The 25,402-nt window shown below is 70.7% G+C and carries 24 protein-coding genes and 1 tRNA gene; 9 read left to right on the forward strand and 16 right to left on the reverse strand.

The genetic code is table 11. The features are described from left to right. Nucleotides 1–79: 79 nt before the first annotated feature. Nucleotides 80–1,384, reverse strand: coding sequence for a serine hydrolase domain-containing protein (locus ACWIHT_RS39770; protein ID WP_456173406.1), 1,305 nt, complete (start codon nt 1,382–1,384; stop codon nt 80–82). Nucleotides 1,385–1,681: 297 nt separating this feature from the next. Here ACWIHT_RS39770 and ACWIHT_RS39775 point away from each other — a divergent pair, with 297 nt between their 5' ends. Together ACWIHT_RS39775 and ACWIHT_RS39780 are read left to right on the forward strand one after the other, a co-directional pair. Further along, nucleotides 1,682–3,052 (forward strand): sensor histidine kinase, encoded by a 1,371-nt coding sequence (locus ACWIHT_RS39775; protein WP_456173407.1) that lies wholly within the window; start codon nt 1,682–1,684, stop codon nt 3,050–3,052. Further along, nucleotides 3,004–3,648, forward strand: coding sequence for a LuxR C-terminal-related transcriptional regulator (locus tag ACWIHT_RS39780; RefSeq protein WP_456173408.1), 645 nt, complete (start codon nt 3,004–3,006; stop codon nt 3,646–3,648). Before ACWIHT_RS39775 ends, ACWIHT_RS39780 begins: the two co-directional genes overlap by 49 nt. Before the next feature lie 62 nt (nt 3,649–3,710). On the opposite strand, the gene ACWIHT_RS39785 is transcribed toward ACWIHT_RS39780, so the two are convergent. The 5 genes from ACWIHT_RS39785 to ACWIHT_RS39805 form a co-directional block, all read right to left on the reverse strand. After that, nucleotides 3,711–4,067: a DoxX family protein gene (locus ACWIHT_RS39785; RefSeq protein ID WP_456173409.1), complete on the reverse strand. Its 357-nt coding sequence runs from the start codon at nt 4,065–4,067 to the stop codon at nt 3,711–3,713. A 211-nt stretch (nt 4,068–4,278) separates the two neighbouring features. Continuing rightward, nucleotides 4,279–4,352, reverse strand: a tRNA-Pro gene (locus ACWIHT_RS39790). A gap of 60 nt (nt 4,353–4,412) precedes the next feature. Further along, on the reverse strand, nt 4,413–5,327 hold the full coding sequence (locus ACWIHT_RS39795) for a YceI family protein (RefSeq protein WP_456173410.1): 915 nt from the start codon (nt 5,325–5,327) through the stop codon (nt 4,413–4,415). Nucleotides 5,328–5,396: 69 nt separating this feature from the next. Next, the gene (locus tag ACWIHT_RS39800; protein ID WP_456173411.1) at nt 5,397–6,161 is read right to left on the reverse strand and encodes an NUDIX hydrolase; all 765 of its coding nucleotides are present in this window, start codon (nt 6,159–6,161) and stop codon (nt 5,397–5,399) included. A gap of 26 nt (nt 6,162–6,187) precedes the next feature. Beyond that, complete coding sequence (locus tag ACWIHT_RS39805) at nt 6,188–7,654, reverse strand: MFS transporter (RefSeq protein ID WP_456173412.1); 1,467 nt, start codon at nt 7,652–7,654, stop codon at nt 6,188–6,190. Nucleotides 7,655–7,801: 147 nt separating this feature from the next. On the opposite strand from ACWIHT_RS39805, the gene ACWIHT_RS39810 reads away from it, so the two are divergent. Continuing rightward, nucleotides 7,802–8,380, forward strand: a complete 579-nt coding sequence (locus ACWIHT_RS39810; protein ID WP_456173413.1) for a TetR/AcrR family transcriptional regulator — start codon at nt 7,802–7,804, stop codon at nt 8,378–8,380. Here the strand turns inward: ACWIHT_RS39810 and ACWIHT_RS39815 are convergent, their stop codons facing one another. The 3 genes from ACWIHT_RS39815 to ACWIHT_RS39825 are packed head-to-tail and all read right to left on the reverse strand — an operon-like array spanning nt 8,381 to nt 12,080. Then, nucleotides 8,381–9,451, reverse strand: coding sequence for a maleylacetate reductase (locus tag ACWIHT_RS39815; protein WP_456173414.1), 1,071 nt, complete (start codon nt 9,449–9,451; stop codon nt 8,381–8,383). Then, nucleotides 9,448–10,308, reverse strand: coding sequence for an intradiol ring-cleavage dioxygenase (locus tag ACWIHT_RS39820; protein WP_456173415.1), 861 nt, complete (start codon nt 10,306–10,308; stop codon nt 9,448–9,450). The genes ACWIHT_RS39815 and ACWIHT_RS39820 overlap by 4 nt, the downstream gene beginning before the upstream one ends. A gap of 26 nt (nt 10,309–10,334) precedes the next feature. Then, the gene (locus tag ACWIHT_RS39825; protein ID WP_456173416.1) at nt 10,335–12,080 is read right to left on the reverse strand and encodes an FAD-dependent oxidoreductase; all 1,746 of its coding nucleotides are present in this window, start codon (nt 12,078–12,080) and stop codon (nt 10,335–10,337) included. Between the two features lie 161 nt (nt 12,081–12,241). On the opposite strand from ACWIHT_RS39825, the gene ACWIHT_RS39830 reads away from it, so the two are divergent. Further along, nucleotides 12,242–13,936 (forward strand): helix-turn-helix domain-containing protein, encoded by a 1,695-nt coding sequence (locus ACWIHT_RS39830; RefSeq protein WP_456173417.1) that lies wholly within the window; start codon nt 12,242–12,244, stop codon nt 13,934–13,936. 38 nt (nt 13,937–13,974) lie between these two features. Here ACWIHT_RS39830 and ACWIHT_RS39835 read toward each other — a convergent pair whose 3' ends face one another. Then, entirely contained in the window at nt 13,975–14,511 is a 537-nt protein-coding gene (locus tag ACWIHT_RS39835; protein ID WP_456173418.1) for a hypothetical protein, read from the reverse strand. A gap of 123 nt (nt 14,512–14,634) precedes the next feature. Here ACWIHT_RS39835 and ACWIHT_RS39840 point away from each other — a divergent pair, with 123 nt between their 5' ends. Further along, on the forward strand, nt 14,635–14,979 hold the full coding sequence (locus ACWIHT_RS39840; RefSeq protein ID WP_456173419.1) for a cupin domain-containing protein: 345 nt from the start codon (nt 14,635–14,637) through the stop codon (nt 14,977–14,979). A 6-nt stretch (nt 14,980–14,985) separates the two neighbouring features. Here the strand turns inward: ACWIHT_RS39840 and ACWIHT_RS39845 are convergent, their stop codons facing one another. Then, complete coding sequence (locus ACWIHT_RS39845; protein WP_456173420.1) at nt 14,986–16,017, reverse strand: LacI family DNA-binding transcriptional regulator; 1,032 nt, start codon at nt 16,015–16,017, stop codon at nt 14,986–14,988. A gap of 107 nt (nt 16,018–16,124) precedes the next feature. Between ACWIHT_RS39845 and ACWIHT_RS39850 the strand changes: the two genes are divergently transcribed. The 4 genes from ACWIHT_RS39850 to ACWIHT_RS39865 all read left to right on the forward strand — a co-directional run bounded on the left by ACWIHT_RS39850 (nt 16,125) and on the right by ACWIHT_RS39865 (nt 20,205). Then, the gene (locus tag ACWIHT_RS39850; protein WP_456173421.1) at nt 16,125–17,300 is read left to right on the forward strand and encodes a phytanoyl-CoA dioxygenase family protein; all 1,176 of its coding nucleotides are present in this window, start codon (nt 16,125–16,127) and stop codon (nt 17,298–17,300) included. Between the two features lie 63 nt (nt 17,301–17,363). Further along, nucleotides 17,364–18,131 (forward strand): SDR family oxidoreductase, encoded by a 768-nt coding sequence (locus ACWIHT_RS39855; protein ID WP_456173422.1) that lies wholly within the window; start codon nt 17,364–17,366, stop codon nt 18,129–18,131. Between the two features lie 50 nt (nt 18,132–18,181). Beyond that, nucleotides 18,182–19,186, forward strand: a complete 1,005-nt coding sequence (locus tag ACWIHT_RS39860) for a Gfo/Idh/MocA family protein (RefSeq protein ID WP_456173423.1) — start codon at nt 18,182–18,184, stop codon at nt 19,184–19,186. Further along, a complete protein-coding gene (locus ACWIHT_RS39865) occupies nt 19,183–20,205 on the forward strand; it encodes a Gfo/Idh/MocA family protein (protein WP_456173425.1) in 1,023 nt (340 codons plus the stop codon). Before ACWIHT_RS39860 ends, ACWIHT_RS39865 begins: the two co-directional genes overlap by 4 nt. A gap of 74 nt (nt 20,206–20,279) precedes the next feature. Here ACWIHT_RS39865 and ACWIHT_RS39870 read toward each other — a convergent pair whose 3' ends face one another. The 5 genes from ACWIHT_RS39870 to ACWIHT_RS39890 all read right to left on the reverse strand — a co-directional run bounded on the left by ACWIHT_RS39870 (nt 20,280) and on the right by ACWIHT_RS39890 (nt 25,292). Next, nucleotides 20,280–21,299, reverse strand: a complete 1,020-nt coding sequence (locus tag ACWIHT_RS39870; protein WP_456173448.1) for a Gfo/Idh/MocA family protein — start codon at nt 21,297–21,299, stop codon at nt 20,280–20,282. Between the two features lie 61 nt (nt 21,300–21,360). Beyond that, nucleotides 21,361–22,269, reverse strand: a complete 909-nt coding sequence (locus tag ACWIHT_RS39875) for a sugar phosphate isomerase/epimerase family protein (protein WP_456173426.1) — start codon at nt 22,267–22,269, stop codon at nt 21,361–21,363. A gap of 1 nt (nt 22,270) precedes the next feature. After that, nucleotides 22,271–23,191: an ATP-binding cassette domain-containing protein gene (locus tag ACWIHT_RS39880; protein ID WP_456173427.1), complete on the reverse strand. Its 921-nt coding sequence runs from the start codon at nt 23,189–23,191 to the stop codon at nt 22,271–22,273. A 5-nt stretch (nt 23,192–23,196) separates the two neighbouring features. Continuing rightward, nucleotides 23,197–24,273 (reverse strand): ABC transporter permease, encoded by a 1,077-nt coding sequence (locus ACWIHT_RS39885; RefSeq protein WP_456173428.1) that lies wholly within the window; start codon nt 24,271–24,273, stop codon nt 23,197–23,199. Next, nucleotides 24,273–25,292 (reverse strand): sugar ABC transporter substrate-binding protein, encoded by a 1,020-nt coding sequence (locus tag ACWIHT_RS39890; RefSeq protein WP_456173429.1) that lies wholly within the window; start codon nt 25,290–25,292, stop codon nt 24,273–24,275. Before ACWIHT_RS39890 ends, ACWIHT_RS39885 begins: the two co-directional genes overlap by 1 nt. Between the last annotated feature and the right edge of the window lie 110 nt (nt 25,293–25,402).

Genomic DNA, 25,402 nt, shown 5'->3' on the forward strand with positions numbered 1-25,402 from the left:
TGCCCATCGTCGTCACGCAGGCTGAACGCGTCGGAACAGCTGGTGCCGAGCGTCGCGTACGGAACGGCTTCTGCGTCCATCAGCCAGTCGGTGTGGAGGCGGTCGCGGTGGGGATCGGCTTGTCGAGCATGGTGCAGATCGCGGCGTTCAGCAGAGCCTCCGTGGCTGCGGCGGGCTTGGGTGCCGCGATGCCGAAGATGGTCGGGACGTGGACCGAGACGGTGCGTCGGCCCGTGTCGTCGGTGTAGTCCCAACTGGAGTAGCCGGGTGCCTGGCCGTCATGGCCCCAGACCGTGCCACAGGGTGTGAACTTCCGCTCCAGGCCGAGTCCGTAGCGGTTCGGGTTGCCGCTCTCCTCCGCGACGGTGGTCTTCATCTCCTTGAGCTGGGCGGGCGACAGGAGCTTGCCGGACAGCAGCGCGGTGTCGAACCGGGCCCAGTCCTGTGCGGAGGAGACCATGCTCCCGGCGGCCCACTCCGTGTTCTCGTTGATCCAGGTGGCGTCGATGTGACCGGCGGGGCGGGCGGGGCCGACGAACTCGGTCCCTGCGGGGATGCCGGGCCAGAGCACCGGAGCCAGGTGGGCGGGGTCGGGCTCGTAGCCGTGGGTGAGGCGGGGGCTCTTCGTCGTGTCGGAGCCGTTGACCAGGTAGGTGTTCTTCAGACGCAGCGGTTCGGCGATCCGTTCCTGGACCAGGTCGCTCAGGCTGTGTCCGGTGGCCTTCTCGGCGACGAGCCCGAGCGCGATGTAACCGGTGTTGCTGTACGAGTACTTCGTGCCGGGCGGGAACAGCGGGTCGTGCCGGACGCCCGCGGCGATCAGCTCCTCCGGGGTCCACTGCCGGGTGTCCTGACCGGTGAACGTCTTCAGGACGTCGGCGTCGTCCGGGATGATGTTGTACAGGCCGCTGGTGTGGTTGAGCAGCATCCGCATCGTGATCGCGGACCCGTTGGGGATGAGGCCGGGCAGCCATTTCTCGACCGGGTCGGTCAGCTTGAGCCGGTGTTCGGCGACCAGTTGGAGGACCACGGTGGCGACCATCGTCTTCGTGTTGGAGCCCATCCGGAACTCGTCGCTCGCGGTCAGCGTGTGGTCGGCCCTGGCCCAGGACGCCTGCCGGGTGATCGCGGTCGCCCGCCCGTTTCCGTTGTCGACCCGTACGAGAACGCCGGGCGCCCCGGCGTCCACGACCTGCTGGGCGAGCGTTGCCAGTCGGGCCTCCTCGGCTGCCGTCACGCCGGGCCGTCCGGCCGGGGTACGGGCGGTGTCCTGCGCCGCGTCGGCCGCCGTGCAGGCCGTGACCGTGCCCGTCAGTGCCGCGGCCAGGGCCAGCGTCAGACAGACCTGCCGAGTGGAGCGCGGGTAGGGGGTGTTGCGGGGCATGAGGTGTCCTCCTCGATACGGAGCATGGGTTGCCGGGGGGCATGGTTTGCCGGGGCGGCCGAGGAGCGGATCCCTGGGGCTGCCGCACCGCCGGCTTCCGACAGCTCCAGGCTTCCGGCGACGCGGAGGAAGAACACTGGTGCTGGGCCCCTGCGATGGTGGAGGTATCCCCAGTGCGCGGACCGGAGCCGGCGGGTCATCATCAACTTCCGGCGCGTGACGAACTGCCGTCCCGTCACTGCGATTTGCCGTCGGCGGGCCGTTCGACGCGGTACCGATGCACGACGATGGAGCGCGATGACCTATATCCGCGAGCGTCAAGTCCAGCTCAGTGCAGGTCAGTTGGAGGAATATCCCGCGCTCGGCGTCGGCTGGAGGGCCGCTCTCGCCCTGCGGGTGGGCCTGCTGGGCTGGTCGTTCGTCCTGCTGCTCGGCTCGGTCCTGGGTTTCGGCCTGCTGACCCTCTGGACCACCTCGCTGACGGTCGTCGCGTTCTGGGTCGGTATCCCGCTGACGCTGCTGTCAACCGTCCTGGTGCGTTGGTTCGCCGACCTGCACCGCCGGTGGGCCGCCGACCGACTCGGTGAACCGGTGGCCCGGCCCTACTCACCTACACCGGACGGCAGTTGGCCGGTCCAGTTGTGGGCGATCCTGCGGGACCCGGCGACCTGGCGGGACTGGGCCTGGCTGGCGGCCAACTCGGTCACCGGGTGGTTCACCTACGGACTGTCGTTCCTGTTCTTCGCCTGCGGCGCCGTCTACCTGAGCTATCCGCTGCTGGTGGTGCTGACCCCTCCTGCCGTGTTCCGCACACCTCTGGGCAACGGCTTCCGCCTGCACGGCGTCGGGGAGTCGTTCGCCATGGTCCCGCTCGGCCCGGTGTTCCTTCTGCTCTGGTACACCACCGCCGTACGGCTGGCGAACCTCAACGCCCTGGTGGTCCGCTCCCTGCTCGGGCCCACCGCGCAGGCACAACTACGGGCCCGTGTAGCCCAGTTGGCCGCTTCACGGGCCGAGACCGTCGACACCCAGGCGGGCGAACTGCGCCGGATCGAACGGGACCTGCACGACGGGGCACAGGCCCGGCTGGCGTCGCTGGGCATGAGCCTGGGTCTGGCCGAACAACTCCTGCCCCAAGATCCCCAGGCGGTCGCGGAGTTGCTGGCCGAGGCCCGCGCGTCGACAGCCGATGCCCTGGCCGAACTACGGGACCTGGTACGCGGCATCCATCCCCCGGTGCTCGCGGACCGCGGCCTCGGCGGAGCCCTGAAAGCCCTGGCGCTGGCCAACCCGATACCCACGACCGTGGTCACCCGCCTGCCCGGACGGCTGCCCGCGCCGGTCGAGTCCGCGGCCTACTTCGCCGTCGCCGAGGCCCTGACGAACGCCATCAAGCACGCCCGGGCCCAACACATCGAGATCGGCGTGGAGTTCACGCCCCGCCCCGGTACGACGGCGGGGCTGCTGACCATGCGGGTGTACGACGACGGCCGCGGCGGTGCCGCCCTCGACGCCGGCACCGGTCTGCGTGGCGTCGCACGCCGCCTGTCGGCCTTCGACGGCACCCTGACCGCCGACAGTCCGCCCGGCGGACCCACCGAGATAAGGATGTCGCTGCCGTGCGCATCGTCCTGGCCGAAGACCTCGCCCTGCTCCGCGAGGGCCTGATCAGGATCTTCCGGGCCAACGGCTTCGAGGTCGTCGACGCGGTCGACAACGGCCCTTCTCTGATACGGGCGTTGACGACCCACCGGCCCGACGTCGCGGTCGTCGACGTACGGCTGCCCCCGACCTTCACCGACGAGGGGCTGCGCGCCGCCATCGCCGCACGCAAACTGATCCCCGCCCTGCCCGTCGTGGTGCTCTCGCAGTACGTCGAGCAGCTGTACGCACGGGAGTTGCTGTCCGACCGTGCCGGTGCGGTGGGCTATCTGCTGAAGGACCGGGTCATGGCCGTGGACCAGTTCGTCGCCAACGTCCGCCAGGTCGCCGCCGGCAGCACGGTCATGGACCCCGACGTGGTCGCCGCCCTCCTCACCCACCGCTCGACGGACCCCCTCCTGCTGCAACTGACCCCGCGCGAACACGAGGTCCTCTCCCTGATGGCCCAGGGCCGCACCAACACCGCCATCGCCGCCCGGATGTACGTCAGCGAGAAGACCGTCAGCAAACACAGCTACAACATCTTCACCAAGCTCGGCCTCGAACCCTCCGAGGACGACAACCGCCGGATCCTGGCGGTACTCGCCTATCTGGAGGGCTGAGCCGGCGGTGTCGGCCCGCGCGGAGGCCGGAAGCAGGAGACGGGCCTTGACCTCCTCGCCGGTCACCAGGGGCCGTGGTAATCCAGCCCCAGGACCAAGGCCGCGATCGCGGTGCCGAGGAACACGATCCCGCCCACGACGTTGCGAGAGCCGACGCGCAGGTGGGCGATGATGGCCCCGATGAAGTAGAGCACCAGGCCGGAGGCCGCGAGGGTTCCGAGTACGGGCACGGCGAGTCCGGCCAGCAGCCCCGCGGTACCCGCCGCGAGCAGCATGCCCAGTACCGGTACCCACTTCCGGGGCAGTCCTTTCATGTCCGCCTGGGTCTTGGGGTACTCGTGGCCGATCAGGTAGGTGACGGCGGCGGCACCGTTGAAGACCGCGCCGAGGATCGTCACCGTGAGGTAGGCGGCGAACAAGTCATCTCCATTTCCGTAGTGAGCGGCACTGCTGGGCAGCCCGTCGCGACATGCGCTTCGCCTGTATGACGGGCCGACGCCTCGTTTTCGTGACATCGGCGATCGACGCGAACCGGCCCGACACGCGGCCTATGACCACACCCCCCGCAGACACGACAAAGGCCGCCTTCCCATTGCTGAGAAAACGGCCTCTGCCCTGCGACTTCAAAAGTCGGGACGACAGGATTTGAACCTGCGACCCCTTGACCCCCAGTCAAGTGCGCTACCAAGCTGCGCCACGTCCCGGTCGCGTCGCACCCGGTCGGTCGGGTGAACGCGCAGGTGAATCTTACCGCATGCGCAGGGTCACTTCGGCGGCGTCGGGGTGTCGTGGGTGCGGTACATCGCCTGGATGTCCAGCTCCAGCTGGACGGTCGGGCCGACGACCGCGATGCCCCGGGCGAGCATGCTGCGCCAGTTCAACGTGTAGTCCTCGCGGTGCAGTTCGGCGGTGGCGAGGGCCGCGCAGCGGAGTTCCTCCGCGTAGCCGCCGTTGACGGTGCCCAGGTAGGTGGTGTCCAGGTTCACCGAGCGGCTCACGCCGTGCATCGTGAGCGAACCCTGCAAGGTCCACTTGCTGCCGCCGCGGTACGCGAACCGCGTGCTGGTGAAGTCGATGTACGGGTAGCGCTCCACGTCGAGGAAGTCACCGGAGCGCAGATGGTTGTCGCGCGTGGTGTTGCCGGTGGTGATGCTGGACGCGTCGATGCGGACGTGGACCTTGGACTCGGCCACGTCCTGGGCGATCTGGATGCCGCCCTGGAAGCGTTCGAAGCGGCCGTGGACGTGGGCCATGCCGACGTGCTTGGCGATGAAGCGGATCGCGGTGTGCGGCGGGTCGAAGAGCCAGGTGCCGGGCGGCGGGAGTTCCTGGGCGCGGCCGGGCTGGAGCCATACGCGTTCGGTGGGCGCGGCGGTTCCGGCGGCGATCTCCACCGTCTCCTGGTGCGGCTGGAGTCCCTGGGCCGAGACGAGGAGGCTGTAGCGCCCGGGCGGCAGGGCGGCGAGGAAGAAGCCGTACGGGTCGGTCGTACCGGAAGCGGTGACGCGGTGCGAGTCCAGGGCCGTCACCGTGACGTCGGCGGATGCCATGGGCGCGCCCACCGGGTCGACGATCTCCCGGCCGAGGCCGCCCGCGCCGGGCGGGAGGGGGAGCGAGAGGCCCGCCGCCGGGGCGGAGGCGCCCTGGGGCAGCCAGCGCCTGAGCAGTGCGAGGGCCATGGTGATCACCTTTCTTCACAGCGGTCGTGCTCCGCCGATCCTGGAGGATTCAGCACCTTTGCGGGTGTCTCATATCGAGACACCCGTTCCGCCGCCTTCCGCGTAGCGGCGGACGATCGGCTCCAGATAGTCCGCGCGCGTGCCCACCAGGAGCGGGAATTGGGCCGTGGAGTGGATCAGGGCGATGGCGTCCAGTTCCGGTTCGCGGCCCCGGGCCAGCTCCGCCTCGGCCATCGCCGCGTGCCGCGCGCGCACTTCGGTCTCCGGGAGCGACGGCGCGCGGAACAGGACGCCGATGCCGCCGTTCCCCGCGCGGGTGACGTTCCAGAAGGTGAGGTCCTCGGGCCGGGCCTCGATGCCGGTCTCCTCGCTCAACTCCCGTGCGGCATGGCGGTGCAGGGCCTTCATGTCGAGTGGTTCGTCGCCCTCGGGGGGTTCGAGCGAGCCGCCCGGCAGTTGCCAACGGCCCGGCGCCGCCGTGGAGTCGGACATGCGGCCGACCAACAGGCGTCCGTCGTCGGCCGGTTGGAGGACGGAGACGAAGAAGGACGGCAGCCACGAGGTGCAGCCGGGCACGCGGCGCAGGGCGAAGTGGCGGTACGTCGTCCGCACCCAGGAGACGACCAGTCCGTACGGCCCGTCCCGCTCCGCGCCCGCGCACACCAGGACCGGCCCGTCGAAGAAACTCGGGTTGGCGCGCACCCGTTCGTCCCAGACCCGGTTCATGGCGAGCCGCTCCTCGGGGGTGAGCCGAGGAGCGGCTGTTTCGACGAACCTGAGCCGGTGGACGTCGAGGAGTTCGGCGCCGGGGCGCCGCGCGGTCTGTTCGATCATCGGCTCATGCTGGCATACCGGCCGGGTCAGTTGAGGGCGCCGGGAGCCATCACCGACGCTTCCTCCTCCGCCTTCAGGAGCGCCGACTCGGAGCCGCCGACAGCCCTTCCTCCGCCCCGGCCTGTCCGCCGTACCGGCACCATGAGGGCGGCCAGTGCCGCCGCCAGGCAGAGCACCGCCAGCAGCGCGAATCCGTGGGTGTACCCGGAGTCGTAGGGCAGGCCGGACGTCTGGAGGTGGCCGGTGACCAGGACGCTGGTCACGGCGGCGCCAATGGAGCCGCCGATGGTGCGGATGTTGGCGTTCATGCCGGTCGCGGCGCCGGTCTGCTCGGGCGGGACGCTGCCGACGATGAGGTTGGCCATGGAGGCGAAGGCGAGTCCGATGCCGAGGCCGAAGATGCCCGCGACGAGGGCGATCTGCCACTGCTGGTCGTGCCAGAGAGCGAGGATCCCGCAGGCGACCGCGCCGAGTGCGGCACCGGTGGTGAGCAGCGCCTTGGCGCCGACGACGGGTTCCAGTCGGCCGCTGAGTACGCCGGAGACGAACATCGCGATCAGCATGGGCAGCATGAGGAGTCCGGACGCGGTGACGCTGGCTCCGAAGCCGTATCCGGCCGAGGAGGGGGTCTGGACGAAGCCGGGCAGGAAGGACCAGATCGAGTACATGCCCGCGCCGAAGAGCAGTGCGGCGGTGTTGGTGGTCCACACGGAGGGCAGGCGCATCACCTTGAGGTCGATGAGCGGGCTGCGGGAGCGGGCCTCCGAGAACAGCCAGGCCGCGAAGAGTACGACGGCCACGGCGAACAGTCCGACGACCCGCACGGAACCCCAGCCCCAGGTACCGGCCTGGCTCAGCGGCAGCAGCAGGGCGACCAGCCAGCCCGAGAGGAGCACGGCGCCGGACCAGTTGACGCGTCCTTCGGCGCGGCTGGGCGACTCGGGGACGTAGCGCAGGGCGATGAGGGTGGTGACGGCGACGATGCCGACGGGGAACCAGAACAGCCAGCGGTAGTCGAGCGCGGACACGATGGGTCCGGCGGCCACCATGCCGACACCGCCGCCCGCGGCGATCACGGCGGACAAGTTGCTGATGCTGCCCGGGACTTGGGACGCGTGGAACTCGTCGCGGATGATGCCGAAGGAGAGCGGGAACAGCGCGCCGCCGATGCCCTGAATGACTCGGGCGATGATCAGTACGCCGATGTTGGGGGCGAGCGCGGCGACGAGACAGCCGGCCAGGACGGCCAGGAGGACGGCGACGAGGGTGCGTTTCTTGCCGATCAGGTCGCCGACGCGGCCGAGTATCGGGGTGAAGACCGAGGCGGACAGCAGATAGGCCGTCATCACCCAGGTCGCGGTGGACTGGGAGGTGTGCAGTGCGTGCTGGACGGTCGGCAGGGCCGGCGCGATCAGCGACTGGAGCATGGAGAAGACGCCCGCTCCCGTCGCGAGGACCGCGAAGGTGAGGCGGGTGGTGGAAGTGCGGGGCATGGAGAGCCTCTCCGAAACAAGCAGGCAGAGTGCGTCCGCACGCGCACGTCCACGGCGGTACACACCCACCACTGCTAAAGTGGAGGTACCCCTCCACCATAGCGGAGGCACCCCTCCGGTTCAACCCAGTCCGCCAGGGAGGCACCAGTGACGGCCCAGCCGTTCCCCGTCAGCGAAATCGTCGCGGCCCAGCGCCCCCACCGCAAGGACGCCGCCCGCAACTACGACGCCCTGCTGGCCGCCGCCCGCGAGGCCTTCGCGGAGCACGGCGCGGAGGCCTCGCTTGAGGACATCGCGAGACGCGCGGGTGTCGGCATCGCCACCCTCTACCGCAACTTCCCGACCCGCCGGGCCCTCTTCGAGAGCGTCTACGCGGACGAGGTCAACGCCCTGTGCCAGGTCGCCCTGTCCGTCGCCGACCAGGAGCCGTGGGAAGCGCTGGTGTCGTGGCTGAACCGTTTCGCGGGCTACATGGTGACCAAGCAGGCGGTGCGCCAGGCGCTGGAGAACGACTCGGAGATCTTCGGTACCTGCCGCGAGTCGATGTTCTCCGCGGGCGGCCCACTGTTCGAGCGCGCGCAGAAGGCGGGCGTGGCCCGCACCGACATGGACTTCGGTGATCTGCTGCGGCTGGTGGCCGGGGTCACCGGAACGACGTTCGTGGACGACTCCCAGCGCGACCGCGTCCTGGCCATCGCGCTGGACGGTGTCCGCACGAACCACTGACTACACGGGGGCGGTTCCCTCGTAGGCCGCCCGCAGCAGGGCGCGTACGCCCTCCTCGGTGACCGGCCGGGGGTTGCTGTACGCCTGGCTCACCGCCTGCGCGGCGGCCGTCGCCAAGTCGCTCTCCTTCAGGCCGAGTTCGGCGAGCGAGCGCGGCGCGCCGAGCCGTCCGGCCAGCTCCCACAGGGCGGTTGCGGCGACCGGGGCGTCCAGCGCACGGGCCACGGCGGCCGCCGCCTCCGGTGCGGCGGGCGCGTTGTACGCCAGCACGTACGGCAGCACGACCGTGTGGGTCTCCGCGTGCGGGAGGCCGAAGGTGCCGCCGAGGACATGGCACAGCTTGTGGTGCAGGCCCATGGTGGTGGCGCCGAGGCAGGAGCCGCACAGCCACGCCCCGTACAGGGCGCGGCCCCGGGCGTCCAACGACCGTGGTTCGGCGGCCAGTTCGGGCAGCGCGCCCGCCATCGCCCGGACGCCCTCCTCCGCCATCAGCGCGATCAGGGGTGAGCCGTCCGGTGCGTACAGGGCCTCGACGGCGTGCGCGACGGCGTTGACGGCGCTGGTCACCGTGAGCGGGACGGGGAGACCGAGGGTCAGCTCCGGGTCGTAGACGACGCTGCGGGGCCGGACGGCGGGGTCGCGGCCGGTGCGTTTGGCGCCGTGTTCGGTGAGGCCCCAGACCGGGGTCATCTCGGAGCCGGAGTAGGTGGAGGGCACGGCGATCAGCGGGAGGCCGGTGCGCAGGGCGATGGCCTTGCCGAGGCCGACCGACGAGCCGCCGCCGACCGCGACGCAGCCGTCGGCGCCCAGCGAGCGCGCCAACTCGACGGCGCGGTCCGCGACTTCGACCGGCACGTGCATCTTCGCCTCGGCGTGCACGCCGACGCATACCTCCCCCAGAGAGTCGGCGACCGCCCGCGCGGTGTCGGCGCCGCGAGCGCCCGAGAGCACCAACACCCGCCGCAGACCGAGCCGTTCGGCCTCGCCCGCGGTCGCGGTCAGCGCGGCGCCGGGACGGAAGACGACCCGCATGGGCTGGGCGTCGTAGGCGAAGTCGAGGAAGTCCTTCACGCGCTCTGCTCCAGTACGAGGTCGAACCGCGCGTGCCGGAAGGGGTTGGCGATGCCGAACTCCCGTGCCAGGGACGGGTCGTCGGTCGGGGTGAAGTCCTCGACGAGGCTCTGTTTGACGGCGAAGACGGCGTCGGAGTCGAGGTAGTCGCTGCCCGCGACGAAGATGTGCGTGGTGACGGGGGTGTGGCCGTCGGCCGAGGCGATGAAGTGGATGTGGGCGGGGCGGTAGGGGTGGCGGCCGGTCGCCCGGAGGAGGTCGCCGACCGGGCCGTCCGTGGGGATCGGGTACGGGCTCGGCACACAGGTGCGGAACCAGAAGCGGCCCTCGGCGTCCGTGGTGAACAACCCCCGTCCGTTGCCCGGGGGTTGGACGTCCGGCTGCTGCACGTCGTAGAAGCCGTTGCCGTCGGCCTGCCACACGTCGAGGAGGGCGCCGGGGAGCGGGGTGCCGTCCTGCGACACGATCCGGCCGCTGACCACGCAGGGCTCGCCACCGCCCAACAGGTCGATGTTCGCGCCGAGTTCACGGACCGGCGACTCGGTCATGTGGAAGGGGCCGAGGACGGTCGACTCGGTGGATCCGGCGACCCGGTCGCCGTTGATGGTCTCCACCAGCATCGACAGGCCGAGCACGTCCGACAGGAGGATGAACTCCTGCCGGGTGTCCGTGCACGCCTGCCCGGTCTCCGTCAGGAAGCCGATCGCCCGCTCCCATTCCGCCTGGGTGAGGCGGGTCTCCCGCGCGAACGCGTGCAGATGCCGGATCAGACCCGACAGCAGTTCGTGCAGACGGGGGTCGGCGGTGTCCCGCAGACTCGCGACGGCCTCGTCCGTGACGGTGACGTGGGTGGTCATTACGGCTCCCTAACCAGTGCGAAATGTCAGCCGTGCCCGAGGATGCGGCGCAGCGCGTCCGTGAGCAACTGTTCGGCGTTCTCGGCCGCGTCGGCGTGGCGGAAGGCGACGTAGCCGTCAGGGCGGACGAGCAGGGCGCCCCCGTCGGCGATCTCGCTGAGGCGGGCCCAGTCGCCGTACGGGTCCTCGTACTCCTGGCCGGGGCCGATGACGGCCGTGGCGATGTCGAGGGGCTGCGCCTCGGCCGCGCGCAGCCACCGCTCGCCGCCGATGCCGGTGAGGAGGGTGAACCGGCCCTTGCCGACCGTGTCGAGGGTGGAGACGGTGCGGGTGCCGGAGGTGATCCAGGCGTGCGGGAGCTTGGCGCCGGGGCGGGAGCTGGGCTGGTGGTGCAGCTCGCGGTCGCGGTCGAAGCCGGGGTCGGGCGTGCCGTCGGGCACGACCGCGGCCGAACTCTCCGCGGAATAGCGCTGGTTGAGGTCGACGCCGTGCGCGTTGAACTCGTAGACCTTGTAGGCGATCGCCTCGCGCAGCGCGGCCCGTTGCTTCTCCGCGGCCTCGGTCGCGTCCTTGCGGGCGGCGATGTTGGCCCACAGCTGCTCGGGCGTCTGCGGGGAGAGTCCGTCGAGCGCCTCGAAGATCGGGGCGGTCTCGCCGATGGACTTGTTGGCGCGGGTGACGATCTGCTTGCCGACCGGGGCTCGTTCGGCGTCGTAGGTGTCGAGCAGCTTCGGTGTCGCCGTGCCGTCGAGGACCAGCTTCAGCTTCCAGGCCAGGTTGTAGGCGTCCTGGATCGAGGTGTTGGAGCCGAGCCCGTTGGACGGCGGGTGGCGGTGCACGGCGTCACCTGCGCACAGGACGCGGCCGTTGGCGTAGGTCTCGGCGTACATCTCGTTGACCGTCCACGCGGAGGACGACTTGATGGTCACGGGGATGTCGTCGTCGCCGACCAACTGGCGTACGACGGACAGCGCGTACTCCTCGGTGAGGTCGGGGGCGCCGGCGCTCACGTCGTAGCCCCACACGATCAGCCACTCGTTCCAGGGGCTGACACAGCGCACGAGGCCCGCGCCGATGCCGCCGACGTTGGCTCCCGGGGCGAGCACCCAGTAGAGGGTGGAGGGCCGGTGGGCGGTGTACTTCGCGAGGTCCGCCTCGAAGACGATGTTGATGCTGCCCGCGACCCCCATCTGACCGCCCATCGGCAGCCCGGCGTCCTCGGCGACCTGCGAACGGCCGCCGTCCGCGCCGATGAGGTACTTGGCGCGGATCAGGTACTCGTCGCCGCGCAGCCGGTCCTCGACGGTGACCGTGACGCCGTCGTCGTCCTGCTCGAAGGACTTGTAGACCGTGCTGAAGCGGACGTTCGAGCCGCGCGCGAGCGCCGCGTCGACGAGCACCGGTTCCATCAGGTGCTGCGGCATGTCGCACATGCGGGTCGGGCTGGCCAGGTCGTGGGCGGCCTGGACGAGCGGGTCGTTGCCCCAGGAACGGATCCGGCCCAGCTCCTCACCGGCGAGACTGGTGCAGAACGTGGTGTTGCCCATCAGGTGCTGCGGGGTCGCCTTGGCCAGCACCTCGTCCTCGACACCGAGGTCGCGCAGGACCTCCATGGTGCGCTGGTTGGTGATGTGCGCGCGGGGCGTCCTGGTGAGGCGCGAGTAGCGGGTGACGACGATGTGGGGGACGCCGTAGGTGCTCAGCGCCAGCGCGGCGGCGGCACCGGCCGGGCCGCTGCCCACGATCAGTACGTCGGTCTCGACAACGTGCACGGCGGGACGCTCCAGGGGGTGAGGCAGGTTGGGGCCGGGGTGAGAAAGGCACCGACTCTTCACGATCATCATGCGGGCGGAACACCCTCGGGTGTCTCATTACGAGACAGTTACAGCCCCACGGCGACTGCCGCCACGGGCCCGATACGGTGTGAGGCGTCATGACCATCGTGGAGCACTCCCCCGCCCTCGCCCCGCTGCGCCAGGCGCGCGAGCGGTTCCTGACCGGCCGCCCGCTGCCCGACGGCGTCCCGGACGAGGTCCTCGCCGCGTGGCGGCGCGCCCGCTTCTTCGGCGTACGGCACGACCTCGATGGACCGTTCCACGATCCCGAACCGCCCCTCGAATCGGCCCTGTTGGAGGCGGCGCGGCCGGTGCTGGAGCGCGTCGCGCCGGCGCTCGGCGGCCACTCGGCGCTGCTCCTCACCGACGAGCGGCCGCAGGTGGTGTGGACGGCGGGCGAGGTGCCCGGCGGCGACCGGTGCCGCGATCTGTCCGAGCGGGAGGTGGGCCACAACAGCGCGGCCCTCGCCCTGCGCACCCGGCACCGGGCCGAGGTGCACGGCCCCGAGCACTTCCTCGACCTGTGGCAGGACGTGTCCGCGGTCAGCGTGCCGCTGTTCGCCCCGGAGACCGGCCACGCGCTCGGCACAGTGACGGTCGCGTCCGGCCTGTGCGCCGGTTGCGGCCCGCATCCCGGCGCCGCCCTCGCGGAGGCCGCGGCCGTCGCGGTGGAGGCGGAACTCCTCGCCCGCTCCCGTACGGCCGAACGGGTGCTCCTCGACGCCTACACCCGCGCCGCCCACGGCCCCGGCCGCGCGGTCGTCGCCCTCGACGGCCGCAACCGCCTGATCAGCGAGGCCGCCGTCCGCCTCGCCACCCCCCAGGTCCTGGCCGCCCTGGAACGCGCGAGCACGAGCCAGGAGTCGTACGACGCGACGCTCCCCGAGGGCGCCGGGTGCACCGCCGCGATCACTCCGGTACGGCACGAGGGCCGCGTCCTGGGGATCGTGGCCGTGCTCGCGGCGCGCGCCGCCGACGTGCCGCGTCCGTCGCCGCGCCCCGCGCTGGCCCTCGCGGGCGGCTCGGTGCCCTGGCGGCACGCGGTCGCGCGGGCGGTGGAGCTGGCCCGGGTCCCGGAGCCACTGCTGCTGACCGGCGAGCGCGGCACCGGGAAGACCGCGCTGGCCCGTGAACTGCTCGGTGAGACCGTGCCGTTGGTCGCCGACGCCGCCGAGTCACCGGAACTGGGCGTGAAGTACAGCGAGTTGGCCGACGGCCGCCCACTGCTCCTGCGGCACGCCGAACGGCTGGCCCAGCCCGACGTGGCCGCGCTCAACTCCCTGCTCGACGAGCACCCGGACGTGCATCTGCTGGTCACCTACACGCCCGGCACTCCCCCCGGCCCCTGCTTCCAGCGCCTCCTGGACACCCTGGCCGCCCGGTCGGTCGCCCTGCCCGCGCTGCGTGAACGCCGGGAGGACGTACGGGAGTTGCTGCCGGTCCTGGCGCCCCGGCCGGCCCCGGGACACCCGCCGCTCAGCTGGACGCTGGACGCGCTACGGGCCCTGGAGGAGCATCCGTGGCCCGGGAACGTCACCGAACTCGCGCATGTCGTACGGGCGTTGGCGGAGCATCGGCGGGTCACCGGTCCGGTGCGGCGGGCCGAACTCCCCGATCCCGTCCGGGAAGGGCCCGCGGCCCGGCGGCTCAGCCCGATGGAGCACGCCGAACGCGCCGCGATCCTGGGCGCGTTGCGCAGGCACGGCGGCAACAAGGCGCGGGCGGCCGCCGCGTTGGGCATCGGGCGGGCGACGCTGTACCGCAAGCTGCGCGGTTACCAGGGCGTCTCGTGAGCAGCAGCCCGACCAGGCCCGTCCGACACTGAACCCGCCTATTTGATCAGGGCGTTCGCCACCACCACGACCACCCCGAGCAGCGCGTCCACCGCCCCGATCGCCACAGCCACCGCCCAACTCCGCGCCGACCAGCGGGCGGTGACCAGACCCAGGCCGAACAGCAGCGCGATGTTGAGGACGAAGGCCGCGTACTCGACACCGTTCGCGGGCCACCAGCCCCAGCCCGCCCCGGCGAGCAGCAGCACCGTGGGCACCGCCGCGGCGACCAGCGGCCACTCGTCGCGCAGGGTGCGCAAGGCGTCCCAGCGGCGGTGCGGAGCGCGCTCGGCGATGTAGTGGGCGTACCCGTGGGCCAGTGCCGAGGCACCCGCGGTCACCAGCAGCCACAGGGCGTCGTAGCGGCGGCTGGCCCGGTCGGTGTGGCCGTACTGGGTGAGCGCGGCGACCATCGAGCAGGCGAGGACGGCGCCGTAGACGCCCCCGAAGAGGATGTTCTCCCGGGCCTCGTGCGAGTGCGAGTGCGGCTGTGGGTGCGGCTGCGGGTCGGGGACGGCCTCCGTGGTCTGCGCCATGCCCTCCACGATCGCCCGGCGCCTCCCGGGCCGCCACTCCGCGACGAAGTGTCCTCCGACCTGTGCGGATACCCCACACAGTGTCCACGCACTGGTCATGCCCGGTCGGGCTAGGGTCGCGGCATGACGCACAGTTTCGTTGTCCGCATCCCCGACGCCGAGCTCGAACCCGAGCCGCTGGACCCGGCGCAGATCGTCTCCGGTACGCCCGAGGTGACCGGGAAGGTGGTGTGGGAGTCCGAGGACGGGCGGCAGATCCGCGGGATCTGGCAGATCACCCCGGGGGTGGTGACCGACACGGAGGCGGACGAGCTGTTCGTCGTGATCAGCGGCTCGGCCACCATCGAGGTCGAGGGTGGGGAGACGCTGACGGTCGGTCCCGGGGACATGGCGGTGCTGCGCGAGGGCGACCGTACGACGTGGACCGTGCACGAGACGCTGCGCAAGGCGTACGCCATCAATCTGTGAATTGCCTCAACGCATGGGTGCCGTAGGCAAGTTGTAGGGCGTGACCACCTGGATCGAGGACGGCAGGGTCGGTCCGGCGGGCGGCAGCGCGTCGTGCGCGCGCATCACGATGCGGCAGGCCTCGCGGACGTCCTGGCGCAGGTCGTGGTGGAGGACCGCCGACAGCCGCTGCTCGTGCAGCAGCCGGGTGTTGTCGTGGTCGAGGTCGTGCGCGACGAACACGGCGCACTCGCGGCCAAGGTCGGCGAAGGCGCGCAGGGTCGCGATGTTGCCGCCGCCGATCGAGTAGACCGCGCGGATGTCCGGGTCGCGCTTCAGTGCGGCCCGGACCAGTTCGTACTGGGTGGCGTCGAGGCCGTGGCCCTCGGTGATCTCGACGAGGGCCCGGTCCGGGTAGCGGGCGCGCATGGTGCTGCGGAAGCCCATCTCGCGTTCCTCCTCGTTGCGGAAGAACCCGCTGCTCAGGCTGGTGAGGACGTTGCCGGGGCGGTCGCCGAGCCACTGGCCCATCAGGTAGGCGGCGGTGGCGCCCGCCGCGCGGTTGTCGATGCCGACGTAGGCGAGGCGGGCGCTCGCGGGCAGGTCGGTGACGAGGGTGACGACCGGGATACCGGCGGTGACGAGCCGGCCGACGGCCGCGGTGATCTCGGGGACGTCCGGTGCCTTGAGGATGACGCCCTGCGAGCCGCGCCGGGCGATCCGGTCCAGGGTTCCGACGAGTTCCTTGACCGGCGCGGTCTCCCGGAAGTGGAAGCGGGAGCGCACCACGGCCGGGTGCAGATCGGGCAGTTCCGCCTCCAGCGCCACCCGTACGGCCGTGGAGAACCGCTCCGGGGTCTGCATCACGATGTCGATCATGAACGTGCGGCCGACCAGCCGGACCTGGGTGCGCTGCCGGTCGAGATCGGCGATGGCCTGCCGGACCTCGCGCTCGGTGCTCTCGCGGACACCGCCCCTGCCGTTCAGAACCCGGTCCACGGTGGCCTCGCTGAGGCCCGCCTGACGTGCGATTTCCCTGATCGGGAAGGGGTGGCCCACCGGTCGTCTCCTTGAGGGGTTTTTGATGGCACGCTGCCGGTTGTTCGAAGGGTTTGTACTGACAAGAATGACAGGACCGCACCACCACGTGACTCGAGGGGACGACGATGTCCTTCACATCCGCAGAACGCCCCGCCTGGCTCACCGAGCGGGACTGCGATCTCGACGCCTTCCGCGCACTCGTCGAGCAGCCGACCGACCTGGGCGATTTCCCGTACGCGTCCTTGGTCGAGCGCAACGTCCTCGTCTACGACAGCGAGCGGCTCCGCAAGTCGGTGGCGGCCGGTGAGCGCCGCGAGGTGGGGACCGAGCTGGTGCGGGCGTTCGCGGAGGGGCCCGGCATCGTGGTCCTGCGGAACGCGTTCCCGGACGCGTCGGTGGTGGACCGTACGACCGAGGTCTTCGACGCGCTGATCGCCGAGCAGCACGCCTCCGGCGCGGGCGCCGGGGACCACTTCGCGAAGCCGGGGGCCAACGACCGGGTGTGGAACGCCCTGGAGAAGGCCGCGCTCTACGACCCGGAGACCTTCGCCGACTACTACGCGAACGACATGCTGGCCCTGGTGTCCGTGGCCTGGCTCGGCCCCGGCTACCAGGTCACCTCGCAGATCAACGTGGTCCACCCGGGCGGCGCGGCGCAGACCGTGCACCGCGACTACCACCTCGGGTTCCTCGGCAACGAGGCCGCCGCCGGCTACCCGGCGCACGTGCACCGCCTCTCCCCCGTGCTCACCCTCCAAGGGGCGGTCGCACACTGCGACATGCCGGTGGAGTCGGGGCCGACGATGTACCTGCCGCACTCGCAGAAGTTCGAGCCGGGCTATCTGGCGTGGCGACTCCCGGAGTTCCAGGCCTACTTCGAGGCCAACTACATCCAACTCCCGCTCGCCAAGGGCGATGCCGCGTTCTTCAACCCGGCGCTGTTCCACGCGGCCGGCACCAACCGCACCACCGACGTGAAGCGCATGGCCAATCTGCTCCAGGTGTCCTCCGCGTTCGGGCGGGCGATGGAGACGGTGGACCGCGAGGCCGTCAGCAACGCGGTCTTCCCGGTGCTGCTCAGGCGCAAGGCGGAGGGCGTGGGCGAGGAGTGGCTGCACGCGGTCGTCGCGGCCAGTGCCGAGGGCTACCCCTTCCCCACCAACCTCGACAACGACCCGCCCGTCGAGGGTCTCGCCCCGCCCTCACAGGCGGACATCGTGCGCCGCGCGGTGCGTGAGGGCTGGGCCCCGCAGGCGCTCCGCGGGGAGCTGCGGGCGGGCGCCGAGCGGCGCGAGAGCTGAGACCGGGGGCTGAGGACCACGTGCTGAGGACCAAGTGCTGAGGACCAAGTGCTGAGGAACACCATGGGACTACGACTTCTCGACGACAAGGTCGTTCTCGTCAACGGCGGCAGTCAGGGCGTCGGCGCCGCGATCGTGCGGGCGGCGGTGCGCGAGGGCGCGGTGGTGTCGTTCACCGGCCGCCGGACCGACGTGGGCGAGAAGCTCGCCGCGGACACGGGCGCCCACTTCCTGCGGGCGGACCTCGCCGATCCGGCGCAGGCGCGGGACAGCGTCGTACGGACCGTCGAGGCCCACGGGCGGATCGACTGCCTGGTCAACGCGGCGGGGCTCACGTCACGCGGCTCGCTGCTGGACACCAGCCCCGAACTCTTCGACCAGCACATCGCCATCAACCTGAAGGCACCGTTCTTCGCGATGCAGGCGGCGGTCGCCGACATGACCTCCCGCACGGCACCGGGCACCATCGTCAGCATCGGCTCCAACTGCGCCCACGGCGGGCCGCCCTTCCTCGCCGCGTACTCCGCCGCCAAGGCCGGGCTCGCCGGGCTGACCCGCAACGCGGCGCACGCCCACCGCTTCGACCGGATCCGGATCAACACCGTCAACATCGGCTGGACCGACACCGAGGGCGAGGACGCCACCCAGCGCGCCTTCCACGGCGCGGGCGACGACTGGCAGGAGCAGGCCGCCGCCCGGCTCCCGATGGGCAAGCTCGGCCAGCCGGACGAGATCGCCGACTTCGTGGTGTTCCTGCTCTCCGACCGGTCCGGCGTGGTCACCGGTTCGGTGATCGACTGGGACCAGAACGTCCTGGGCGCCCTCGACTGACCCTCACCACCGGCAACACACCCGCACCCCTCAAGAAAGCAAGAGCACTCATGCGCATCGGAATCCTCGGCCTCGGCCGTATCGGCGCCTTCCACGCCGAGACCCTCTCCGGACTCGACGTCGTCGAGTCCCTCGTCGTGGCCGACCCGTTCGCGGAGGCCGCCAAGAAGGCCGCCGAGCGGTTCGGCGCCGAGGTCGCGGACTCCCCCGAGGCCGTGCTCGCCGCCGGGGTCGACGGTGTCGTCGTGGCCGCCGCGACCGACGCCCACCCCGGTCTGATCCTGGCCGCCGTCGAGGCGGGCATCCCGGTCTTCTGCGAGAAGCCCGTCGCCAAGACGATGGCGGAGGGCGTGAAGGTCCTCAAGGCCGTCGAGGGCAGCGACGTGCCGATCCAGATCGGCTACAACCGCCGCTTCGACACCGGCTTCGTCAACGCGCGCGCCGCCGTGCAGTCCGGCGAGCTGGGCAAACTGCACACCGTACGGTCGACCACGCTCGACCCGGCGCCGCCGCCGGCCGCGTACATCGCCGCGTCCGGTGGCATCTTCCGCGACTGTTCCGTGCACGACTTCGACATCATCCGCTGGGTCACCGGCCGTGAGGTCGTCGAGGTGTACGCGGTCGGCGGCAACCGGGGCGCCGAGTACATCAAGGAGGCGGGCGACGCCGACACCACCGGCGCCATCCTCACCCTGGACGACGGCACCATCGCGGTGGTCTCCAACTCCCGCCACAACGCCCGGGGTTACGACGTCCGCATGGAGATCCACGGCTTCACGGACTCCATCGCGGTCGGCCTGGAGGACAAGCTGCCGCTGCGCTCCGTCGAGCCCGGCGTGACCTTCCCGGCGGGTGTCCCGCACGACTTCTTCATGGACCGCTTCACCGCCGCCTACCGCGCCGAACTCACCGCGTTCACCGAGGTGGTGGCCGGTACCCGCACCTCCCCCTGCACCGTGGCCGACGCGCTGGAGGCCGGCTGGATCGCCGACGCCTGCACCCTGTCGCTGCACGAGCACCGCCCCGTCACCATCCAGGAGGTACGCGAAGCATGAGCGGTCCGGGCCGGGAACCACTGCGCATCGGAGTACTGGGAGCCGCTCGGATCACCGAGAACTCCCTGATCGGCCCGGCCCGGACGACCGGCCACCGCCTCGTCGCGGTGGCCGCCCGCGACCGGGACCGGGCGAAGGCGTACGCCGCCGCGCACCGCGTCGAGCGGGTCGTCGACTCGTACGCCGACCTGATCGCGGACCCCGAGGTGGAGGTCGTCTACAACCCGCTCGCCAACGGTCTGCACGGGCCGTGGAACCTCGCCGCGCTGGAGGCGGGCAAGCACGTCCTGTCGGAGAAGCCCTCGGCGAGCAACGCGGAGGAGGCGGCCGAGGTCCGCGACGCCGCGGCGAAGTCGGGGACGGTCTTCATGGAGGCCTTCCACTACCTCTTCCACCCGGTCACCCGCCGCCTGCACGAGCTGCTGGCCTCAGGTGAACTCGGCGAACTACGGCACGTCGAGACACTGGTCGCGATCCCGGCCCCGCCGGACACCGACCCGCGCTGGTCGCTCGACCTGGCCGGCGGCGCCGTGATGGACCTGGGCTGCTACAGCCTGCACGCACAGCGCATGCTGGCCCCCTGGGCGGGCGGCGCACCCCGGCTCGTCTCGGCCAGGGGCGGCGAACGCGCGGGCGCACCCGGCGTCGACGAATGGCTGGACGCCGACCTGGCCTTCCCGAGCGGCGCGACGGGCTCCGCCCGCTGCCACATGGCCTACGACGAGTTGGTGATGAGCTGCCGGATCACCGGCAGCCGCGGCGAGGCGTTCGCACCGAACTTCGTCCTGCCCCACCTGGACGACCGGGTGGTGGTCCGCACGACGGACGGCGAACGCACGGAGCGGCTCGGCAGGAGATCGTCGTACACCTATCAACTGGAGGCGTTCGCCGCCCGGTTGAGGAACGGCGCGCCCCTGCCGCTGGGGCCGGACGACGCGGTCGCGACGATGACCCTCATCGACGAGGCCTATCGGGCGGCGGGGTTCGCACCTCGGCCGCGGGTGTCGGTTCCGCGGTAGAGGTACATCGGTCACATACGCAGCGACGCCCGGACGGTTTCGTCCGGGCGTTCGGCATGCTGCTGGGCGGCGGACTACCGGTAGAGCGCCGGCCGCTCCACCAACTCCACCTCCACCCGCACCCCCTCCTCCAACGCCCGTACCCCCGCCTCGCACACGGCCGCGGCCGCGTAGCCGTCCCACACGCTCGGGCCGGTGATCTCGCCGCGGCGGGTGGCGTCGATCCAGGTCTGGAGCTCGCGGTCGTAGGCGTCGGCGAAGCGTTCGGTGAAGTCCTGGGCGATGGTGCCGCCCCAGCGGCCTGCCATGTTGGTGACCATGGCGTGGCCGTCGCCGATGCGGGCGGTGCCGCGTTCGCAGACGATCTCGGCCTGGACCTGGTAGCCGAAGCCGCAGTTGACGAACATCTCGACGTCGACGATCGCGCCGCCGTCGGTCTCGAAGACGACGAACTGCGGGTCCTGGAGGTCGTCCGGGGCGCTCACCGAGGGGCGCGGGCGCAGCACCTGGACGGCCGTGATCTCGTGCCCGAGGAGCCAACGGGTCGCGTCGGTCTCGTGGGCCACGGAGTCGCTGATCAGCATGGAGCTGGTGAAGAAGGGCGGGCTGGCCGCGTTGCGGTGCCGGTTGTGCAGCATCAGCGGTCGGCCCAACTGGCCTGTTTCCAGGAGGGACTTGAGCTTCATGTACTCGGCGTCGTAGCGCCGCATGAAGCCGACCTGGACCCGGCGGTGGCCGAGGCGCACCTCGGCCTCCAGGACGCGCAGCGCGGAGGCCGCGTCGGGGGTGAGGGGCTTCTCGCACAGGACCGGGAGGTCGTGCTCGAAGGCCGTCAGCAGGGCCGCCTCGTGGGCGGGGCCCGGTGAGGCGATGAGGACCGCGTCGACGTCGGCCGCCGCCATCGCGGCGGCCGGGTCGGTGTACGCGGTGCAGCCGTCGACGCCGGACGCGATCCGTTTGGCGCGCTCGGCGTCGACGTCCACGACGGCGCTCACCCGGGCGCCGTTGACCACGTGCTCGATCCGGCGGACGTGGTCCGCCCCCATCTTTCCGGTTCCGACCACTGCCACTCCGAGCGTGTCGCGCGGGTTCATGGCCATCGGCCGTCCTTTCGGCTCGTCAGGGTCGTCACGTTGCTCACGTCGCTCACGTTCGTCAGGCACCGCAGGAGCGGAGGAACTTGCGGGTGCGCTCCGCGATGGGCAGCGGCTTGTCCGGCTCGCACGGGTACATGTCCTGCTCGACGATCGCGAACAACTCGACGCCCAGGCGCTGCGCCGCGACCAGCACCGGCTCCAACTCCGGTACGCCGGACGGCGGTTCGCACATCACGCCACGCTGCACGGCCGGTCCGAACGGGATCTCGTTCTTGACGACGTCGGCGAGGATCTCCGGGTCGACCTGCTTGAGGTGCAGATAGCCGATTCGCTCGCCGTAGGTCTCGATCAGCTTGACGCTGTCGCCACCGCAGTAGGCGTAATGCCCCGTGTCCAGGCAGAGGTTGACCAGTTCGGAGTCGGTCGAGTCGAGGAAGTACTCGACGTGGTCCTCGGTGTCGAGGTGGGTGTCGGCGTGCGGGTGGACGACGATGTCGAGCCCGTACGCCTCCTTGACCTCGTGCCCGAGGCGTTCCATGCCCTTGGTGAGGTGCGCCCACTGCTCGCCGGTCAGCTCCGGCGGCTCCAGGATCTCGGCGGTCTTGTCGTCCCGCCAGAAGGAGGGGATGACGACCAGGTGCTTGGCGCCCATCGCCTGGGTGAGCGCGGCCACTTGGCTCACGTGCTCCCAGGTGGCGTCCCAGACCGAGGGGCCGCGGTGCAGGCCGGTGAAGACCGTGCCCGCGGAGACCTTCAAGTCGCGCCGCGCGATCTCGTCCGTGAGCCGGGCCGGGTCGGTCGGCAGATAGCCGTACGGGCCCAGTTCGATCCAGGGATAGCTGGCCTGCGCGACCTCGTCCAGGAACCGTTCCCACGGCACCTGTTGGGGGTCATCGGGGAACCACACGCCCCAGGAGTCGGGGGCGGAGCCCACCCGGATGCGGTCCAGGACGGGACGCTCGGGCATGTCAGGACGTCCCTTCGGGCGCGCTGCTCGCCGAGGCCGAGGCCTTGAGGTCGGCCGCCTCGGGGAGTTCTTCGACGTCGACGCCGCGGACCTGGGACAACTCGTGCTTGAGGGCGGCGAGTTCGGTGCCGCCGGCCATGTGGTTGGTCAGCTCTTCGAGGGTGATCTCGCTGCGTTCGGCGGAGAGTTCCATGGTGCCCAGGCGCAGCACGCTGAAGTGGTCGCCGACCATGTAGGCGTGGTGCGGGTTGTGGGTGATGAAGATGACGCCGAGGCCGCGTTCGCGGGCGGCGGCCACGTACTTCAGGACCACACCGGACTGCTTGACGCCCAGGGCGGCGGTGGGTTCGTCGAGGATGAGGACGCGGGCGCCGAAGTAGACGGCGCGGGCGATGGCCACGCACTGGCGCTGGCCGCCGGAGAGGGTGCCGATGGGCTGGTCCAGGTTGTCCAGGACGATGCCCATGTTGCGCAGTTCCTCGTCCGCGGTCTGCTTCATCCTCTCGATGTCCAGACGGCGCACGGGCCAGGGGCCCTTGGTCATCTCCGAGCCGAGGAAGAAGTTGCGCCACACCGGCATCAGCGGGACGACGGCCAGGTCCTGGTAGACCGTCGCGATACCCCGGTCCAGTGCCTGGCGGGGGGTGGTGAAGTGCACCGGCTCGCCGTCGACGAGGAACTCGCCCTCGGAGTGCTGGTGCAGCCCGGAGATGATTTTGATCAGCGTGGACTTGCCCGCGCCGTTGTCACCCAGGACGCAGGTGACCTGGCCGGGGCGGACCGCGAGGTCGACCCCGTGCAGGGCACGGACATTGCCGTAGGACTTGCCCGCGTTGCGGAGCTGGACGAGGGGATGGTCCCCGTCCGTGGCCGGCGTGTCGGTCAGGATCGCGCCGTGGGTGCCGGTCGTGTTGTCGGTCATCGAGGTCACCTCCGGGTCGCGGTGCGCTGCACCCACAGATTGATCATGACGGCGCCCAGGAGCATCACGCCCAGGAACGCCTTGAACCAGTCGGGGTTCCAGCCGGCGTAGACGATGCCCTGCTGGACCATGCCGAACATGAACGCCCCGAACACGGGACCGATCGCCGAACCCGCACCACCCGTCAGCAGGCAGCCGCCGATGACCGCCGCCGAGATGTAGATCAGCTCCTGCCCGACACCCTCGCCGGACTGCACCGTGTTGAAGGAGAACAACTGGTGCATCCCGATGAACCAGGCACCGAAACCGACCAGCATGAACAGCGAGATCTTCGTGAACGCCACCGGGACACCCACAGCGCGCGCGGAGTCCTTGTTGCCACCGACCGCGAAGATCCAGTTGCCGTACTTCGTCCGCAGCAGCACCCAGGTCGCGATGGCCGCGAACACCAGCCAGTAGATGATGGTGATCTTGACGTTGACTCCGCCGACCTCGAACGACGACGCGAAGACCTTCTTGGCCTGGTCGAAGCCGTCCATGTTGCTGATGTCGTCGGTGGCGACGTTGCCGGTGACCAGCTTCGTCACCGCGAGGTTCACGCCCTGGAGGATCAGGAAGCTGCCCAGGGTGACCAGGAAGCTCGGCAGTCCGGTCTTGACGACCATCCACCCGTTGAGGAATCCGATCCCCAGCGACACCAGCAGCGCGACGATCACACCGACCCACACGTTCATGGTGAGTTGGTAGCTCAACATGCTCGCGGTCAGCGCCGAGGTGATGACCGCGACACCGGCGGAGAGGTCGAACTCCCCGCCGATCATCAGCAGCGCCACCGGCAGGGCCATGATCCCGATGGTGGACGAACTGTAGAGAATGTTCGCCATCGAGGCGCCGTCCCGCACCGGCGGAGCGGCGATCAGGAAGAACACGTACACCGCCGCCGCACCGAGGAAGACTCCGACCTCGGGGCGGGCCAACAGCCGGAGGGCGAGCGGGCGTTCCGCGGTCCGGCCGTCGGTGGGCTTGGGGCCGGGGGCCGGCGGTGAGGTCACCGCCGGCTCGGCGTGCTGGGTCATGCTCATCACCGGGTTCCGTTGGCGGCGTACTTGGCGACGGCGTCGACGTTGGTCTTGTCGACGAAGGCCGGGCCGGTCAGTACGGGCTGCTCACCGCCGCCGCTGTAGTTGCCGTTGTTCTTGTACAGCCACAGCGAGTCGACGGCCAAGTAGCCCTGGAGGTACGGCTGCTGGTCAACCGCGAACTGGATGGTGCCCTTGCTGATGGCGCTCGTGAGGTCCTTGTTGAGGTCGAAGGTGGCGACCTTCGCCTTGCTGCCCGCGTCGGACAGCGACTGCACGGCGGTCAGGGCGAACGGGGCGCCCAGCGTGACCACGTAGTCGATGGCCTTGTCCTGCGTGAGCTTGGCGGTGATGGTCGACTTCACCGACGGCATGTCCGTGCCGTTGACGTTGAGGACCTCGGTGGTACCGCTGAACGTCTTCTTCACGCCGTCGCAGCGCTGGGTCAGGCCGATGTTGCCCTGCTCCTGGATGACACAGACGACCTTCTTGGCGCCCTCCGTGTTCAGCCGGTTGCCGAGCGCCTCGCCGGCGACCGTCTCGTCCTGGCCGAAGAACTCCAGCAGTCCGAGCTTCTTCCAGTCGCTGAGACCGGAGTTGAGGCCCACCACGGGTATGTTCGCGGACTTCGCCTTGCCGATGACGTCCTTGAGGGCGTCGGGCTTGGCGAGGGTGACCGCGATGCCGTCGACCTTCTGGTCGATCGCGTTCTGCACCAGGTTCGACTGGTTGCCCGCGTTCGGGTCGGCCGAGTAGATGAGCTTGATGTTGTCCTTGTCGGCGGCGGCCTGGGCGCCCTTGCGGACGATGTCCCAGAACGTGTCCCCGGGCGCCTGGTGCGTGACCAGGGCGACCGTCATACGGGGAGTGCTGGCCTTGCCCGCGGAGGCGCCGGAGGTGTCCTCCGTGGACTTCTTGCCGCCCGAGCTGCTGGAGCAGCCGGCGAGGGTCAGTGCCGCTGCCGCGGCGACCGCCACGAAGGGGGCCATTCTGCGCGTACGGGAGTGGGAAGAACGGTCCATCTTTCCTGCACCTCACTGTGCTTCTGGGGAAAGGGAGCAATGATCTCAGAGATCAGGGCTCGGGGCCTGTGCGGCCCCGGGTCGTGGCCGTGAAACACGGCTGTTGCGCT

This window comes from Streptomyces sp. NPDC002276 (assembly GCF_053891435.1).

Coding starts and splice junctions, on each gene's coding strand:
- ACWIHT_RS39770 (WP_456173406.1), bottom strand. CDS start 1,384: ATGCCCCGCAACACCCCCTACCCGCGCTCCACTCGGCAGGTCTGTCTG.
- ACWIHT_RS39775 (WP_456173407.1), top strand. CDS start 1,682: ATGACCTATATCCGCGAGCGTCAAGTCCAGCTCAGTGCAGGTCAGTTG.
- ACWIHT_RS39795 (WP_456173410.1), bottom strand. CDS start 5,327: ATGGCCCTCGCACTGCTCAGGCGCTGGCTGCCCCAGGGCGCCTCCGCC.
- ACWIHT_RS39800 (WP_456173411.1), bottom strand. CDS start 6,161: ATGATCGAACAGACCGCGCGGCGCCCCGGCGCCGAACTCCTCGACGTC.
- ACWIHT_RS39805 (WP_456173412.1), bottom strand. CDS start 7,654: ATGCCCCGCACTTCCACCACCCGCCTCACCTTCGCGGTCCTCGCGACG.
- ACWIHT_RS39820 (WP_456173415.1), bottom strand. CDS start 10,308: ATGACCACCCACGTCACCGTCACGGACGAGGCCGTCGCGAGTCTGCGG.
- ACWIHT_RS39830 (WP_456173417.1), top strand. CDS start 12,242: ATGACCATCGTGGAGCACTCCCCCGCCCTCGCCCCGCTGCGCCAGGCG.
- ACWIHT_RS39835 (WP_456173418.1), bottom strand. CDS start 14,511: ATGGCGCAGACCACGGAGGCCGTCCCCGACCCGCAGCCGCACCCACAG.
- ACWIHT_RS39840 (WP_456173419.1), top strand. CDS start 14,635: ATGACGCACAGTTTCGTTGTCCGCATCCCCGACGCCGAGCTCGAACCC.
- ACWIHT_RS39850 (WP_456173421.1), top strand. CDS start 16,125: ATGTCCTTCACATCCGCAGAACGCCCCGCCTGGCTCACCGAGCGGGAC.
- ACWIHT_RS39855 (WP_456173422.1), top strand. CDS start 17,364: ATGGGACTACGACTTCTCGACGACAAGGTCGTTCTCGTCAACGGCGGC.
- ACWIHT_RS39860 (WP_456173423.1), top strand. CDS start 18,182: ATGCGCATCGGAATCCTCGGCCTCGGCCGTATCGGCGCCTTCCACGCC.
- ACWIHT_RS39865 (WP_456173425.1), top strand. CDS start 19,183: ATGAGCGGTCCGGGCCGGGAACCACTGCGCATCGGAGTACTGGGAGCC.
- ACWIHT_RS39870 (WP_456173448.1), bottom strand. CDS start 21,299: ATGAACCCGCGCGACACGCTCGGAGTGGCAGTGGTCGGAACCGGAAAG.
- ACWIHT_RS39875 (WP_456173426.1), bottom strand. CDS start 22,269: ATGCCCGAGCGTCCCGTCCTGGACCGCATCCGGGTGGGCTCCGCCCCC.
- ACWIHT_RS39880 (WP_456173427.1), bottom strand. CDS start 23,191: ATGACCGACAACACGACCGGCACCCACGGCGCGATCCTGACCGACACG.
- ACWIHT_RS39885 (WP_456173428.1), bottom strand. CDS start 24,273: ATGAGCATGACCCAGCACGCCGAGCCGGCGGTGACCTCACCGCCGGCC.
- ACWIHT_RS39890 (WP_456173429.1), bottom strand. CDS start 25,292: ATGGACCGTTCTTCCCACTCCCGTACGCGCAGAATGGCCCCCTTCGTG.